This window comes from Arenimonas sp. (assembly GCF_019459675.1).
In the GTDB taxonomy this organism is placed as follows: domain Bacteria; phylum Pseudomonadota; class Gammaproteobacteria; order Xanthomonadales; family Xanthomonadaceae; genus Arenimonas.
The window spans coordinates 1-3557 of sequence record NZ_JAIBFH010000426.1; the positions used below are offsets into that span (position 1 = coordinate 1).

The window sequence follows — 3557 nt, forward strand, 5'->3', positions numbered from 1 at the left end:
GGGGGGGGGCTGGCCGGCACCACCGCCGGTTTTACCGGGTTACGCCGCGCCGGGGCCCAACTACCCCCCCGGTGCCCTACCATGGTATGATAAACCTTTTGCAAGCGGTGCGACTGCGCACCGATGCCGCTGTTCAATTCGTTCCGGTGTCGATGGGCGTGGCGCCGTGGTCGCGCAGCGCAGCGTCCACCCGGGCGTGCAGTTCGGGCGTAGCGTCCACCACCAGCAGGATGCCGCCGGCCTCCACTTCGTCGCTGAACCGGCGCCGCACTTCGTCGTCCACCGTGTCGCCGGCCAGCGCAGGCACCCAGCCGCCCATGGCGTTGCCGATCAGGTTGATCAGGCCGGCGCCGGCGATGCTCACGCCCAGGGTCGGCACGGTGACCGCACTGAGCCCGGCCAGCAGGCCGGTGAGCTGGCCGTGCGCTTCAGGCTCGGGCGTATCGGGGTCGATGCGCAGTTCGATGTCGTGGCGCGCCACCACCGCCAGATCGTCATCGGTCACACCGCAGCTGCGTGCGGCGTCCATGGCGTTGGTGAGTCGCGGCAGGCTTTCGACGCGGTAGACGTAGCGGGATTTCATGGGGCGGCTCCTGCGGGGGCGAGGCGTGCAGAACGCTCGCGGCAATCCAGTGTGACACGCCGGCGAACCGCACAAACAGCTGCGGCCGGACCCGGGGGCCCGACCGCTGCTGTCCACTCTGACATGGATGGAACGGGTGTACCGGTGCGCTTACTGCTTGACCATCAGGTCGTCGGCCATCACGTGGGTCACGCCCTTGGTCGCCGTGGCGATCTCAATGGCCTTGGCACGGGCCTCGGCGGTGTCGGCCGTGCCGGCCAGCGTGACCATGTTGCCCTTGGTTTCGACCGTGATCTGCGTGCCCTTCACTGCACTGTCGGCCAGCAGCTGGGTCTTGACCTTGCTGGTGATCCACGCGTCGTCGATGCCGTCGCCGCTTTCGTCCAGGGCTTCGCGCACTTCACCCGAGGCGGTGGCGGTGTTGGCGTCCTGGCGGGCTTCGGTGCCCGGCGCGGCAACCATCAGTTCGTTCTTGATCAGGATGACGCCTTCGACGTCCCCGGCCAGCTCCTGCGCCGCGCTCTTGGCCGCGCTGGAGTCCGCGCCGCCGGTCATCGTCACGACGCCATTGACGGTGTCGACGTTGACGTCGAAGCCCTTCGTGCGCTCGTCAGCCAGCAGCTTGGCCTTCACCGAGGCGGTGATGGTGGCGTCGTCCACGGTCTGGCCCAGGGTGCGCTCAGGCGCGGCCGAGGATTCCTGGGCGGAAACGGCGCCGGCGCCGAGCGCCAGGGCGATGGTGGTGGCAATGAGCGAAGTCTTGAATGCGTTCATGGGGTGGCTCCTTTTTTTTTGAACGAACCGCTGCCGGGGGGCGGAAAGCGGGTTGGCCTTGGTGGCCGCGTCCGGAGGGCAGATCAGCACGGCCCGTCGAACGTGGGGCGAGGTTGGCCTGCCGAACCACAACAAACCATGAAGTGCTTGTTTCAATTGTGTTATCCAAAGCCGCGTAACGGCCTGAAACCCTTTGTCCACGCGGCCTGCAGCAACCTGAACCGCAGTCGGGCGGCGTCGGGCGTGCGCTGAGCGGCTTCGGCATTCACTTTATAAAGGGAGTAGGATCTGATTTCACTCCACACATGGAGTCACCCCGTGTCCGCCAGAACCGCTCCGGTTTCACCCCCGCACGACGAACTGGCCGGCCCCGCGCTGCGCGCCTTCTTCCGCATCGCCGACGCCTGGGGCCTCAAGAACGCCGAGGCCCGTCGCCTGCTGGGCGACCCGGCCGAGTCCACGTTCTACAAATGGAAAAAGCAGCGCGACGGCGCACCGGGCCGGGACGTGATCGAACGCATCAGCTACCTGCTGGGCATCTTCAAGGCGCTCGAACTGCTGTTCCCCGACCCCACCCGCGCCGACGCGTGGATCCGCCGGCCCAACCACGCCGCGCCATTCGGCGGTGGTTCGGCGCTGGACCGCATGCTGTCGGGCAACGTGGCCGACCTGTACGTGGTGCGCAGCTACCTGGACGCGCAGCGCGGATGGCAGTGAGCAAGGCCCCGCGGCGCACGCTGCTGAAGTGGCCGGAGGCCTGGCGCATCGTGCCCAGCCGCTTCCCACCGCGCGGCGTGTTCGACCGCATCGCCTCGCCCGATGACCTCGATGCGCTGTTCGCGATCGAATCACTCACCAACGCCCGCCTGCGCCAGGAGCTGGGCCGGCTGGACCTGGTGCCGAAGGCGCGGCGCGTGAGTGGGCCGGGCACCCAACCCATCATGGCCGCGTTCACCCACCTCAACCCCGACGGCAGCCGCTTCAGCGACGGCAGCTACGGCGTGTTCTACGCCGCGCGTTCGCTCGACACTGCCGTGGCCGAAACCATGTACCACCGCGCCAAGTTCATGGCCGCCACGCGCGAACCGGCGATGAAGCTGGAAATGCGCTGCTACCGCACCGCCATCGAAGGCCGCCTGCACGACCTGCGCAAGGGCTGGCCAACCCTGCTGCACCCCACCGACTACGGCCCGCCGCAGGCGCTGGCGCGCGAGCTGCGTGCGGCCGGCTCGGACGGCGTGGTGTACCCCAGCGTGCGCCACGCCGGCGGCGAGTGCGTGGGCGTGTTCTGTCCCGACCTGGTCAGGCCCTGCGTGCAGGCCCAGCACCTGGTGTACAGCTGGGACGGCGAACGCATCAGCGCGCAGTACGCGGTGGCCACCCTGCATACCGCGGGCTGATCACAGCAGGCGCGAGGCCAGCCCGCTCCAGCGCTGCGCACCGCGGCCGATGCCTTCGCGCAGCGCCGCTTCGCTGGCCCACAGCGTGACGCCGCGGCGGCAGCGGGTGAGGCCGGTGTACAGCAGTTCGCGCGACAGCACGCGGGCGCCGCGCTCGGGCAGCGCAAGCAGCACCTGGCCGAACTCCGAACCCTGTGACTTGTGCACCGTGAGCGCGAACGCGAACTCGTGCGCCGGCAGCGCGGCGGGCAGCCAGGCGCGCGGGCCGTCGCTGTCGCCGGCGTCGAACCAAACGCGCAGCTGGCCCTGTTCGTCCGGCCACGCCACGCCGATGTCGCCGTTGAACAGGCCGTGGCGCGGGCTGTTGGCGGTGATCATCAGCAGGGCACCGGTAAACAGGCGCTGGTCGCGTTCGCCCACGGGCCGCAGCGCGTCGGCGATGCGCGCGTTCAGCTCCACGCTGCCGCTGGCACCCTCGCGCAGCGCGGTCAGCAGGCGGAAGCCCTTGGCGCGCTCCAGCGCGTCCGCCGCGCCGGCCGCCTGCTGCACGGCGCGGTACGCCGGCAGCGCGGCGGCCAGTGCGGCCGCGGGCAGGCCGCGGTCGGTGCCGGCCAGCCACTGCACGCCGGCAACGGCGCCCGACTGCAGCGACGCCAGCACCGCGTCGGTGTTGCCGTCGCGGATGCGCCCGGCCAGGGCGCCCCCGCCCCGGCCGGCGTCCTGGCGATGCACGCGGGGCAGGTGCACGCGCGGCCGCACCGCCCCGGCGCCGCCCAGCGCGGCCAGCACCTCGCCGGGTT

General features: G+C 70.5%; 5 protein-coding genes. 2 read left to right on the plus strand and 3 right to left on the minus strand.

What is annotated here, in order from left to right; all coding sequences use genetic code 11:
- Nucleotides 1-133 precede the first annotated feature (133 nt).
- Together K0M70_RS14035 and K0M70_RS14040 are read right to left on the minus strand one after the other, a co-directional pair.
- On the minus strand, nucleotides 134-583 hold the full coding sequence (locus tag K0M70_RS14035; protein ID WP_290782982.1) for a hypothetical protein: 450 nt from the start codon (nucleotides 581-583) through the stop codon (nucleotides 134-136).
- A 150-nt stretch (nucleotides 584-733) separates the two neighbouring features.
- Nucleotides 734-1357 carry a BON domain-containing protein gene (locus K0M70_RS14040; protein WP_290782984.1) on the minus strand — a complete coding sequence of 208 codons (624 nt, stop codon included), beginning with the start codon at nucleotides 1355-1357 and terminating at the stop codon, nucleotides 734-736.
- 318 nt (nucleotides 1358-1675) lie between these two features.
- Here K0M70_RS14040 and K0M70_RS14045 point away from each other — a divergent pair, with 318 nt between their 5' ends.
- On the plus strand, nucleotides 1676-2074 hold the full coding sequence (locus tag K0M70_RS14045) for an MbcA/ParS/Xre antitoxin family protein (protein ID WP_290782986.1): 399 nt from the start codon (nucleotides 1676-1678) through the stop codon (nucleotides 2072-2074).
- Nucleotides 2065-2757 carry an RES family NAD+ phosphorylase gene (locus K0M70_RS14050; RefSeq protein ID WP_290782987.1) on the plus strand — a complete coding sequence of 231 codons (693 nt, stop codon included), beginning with the start codon at nucleotides 2065-2067 and terminating at the stop codon, nucleotides 2755-2757. Before K0M70_RS14045 ends, K0M70_RS14050 begins: the two co-directional genes overlap by 10 nt.
- Here the strand turns inward: K0M70_RS14050 and K0M70_RS14055 are convergent.
- The coding region (locus tag K0M70_RS14055; protein WP_290782989.1) for an ATP-binding domain-containing protein at nucleotides 2758-3557 on the minus strand (800 nt) is incomplete at its 5' end. It abuts the gene before it with no gap.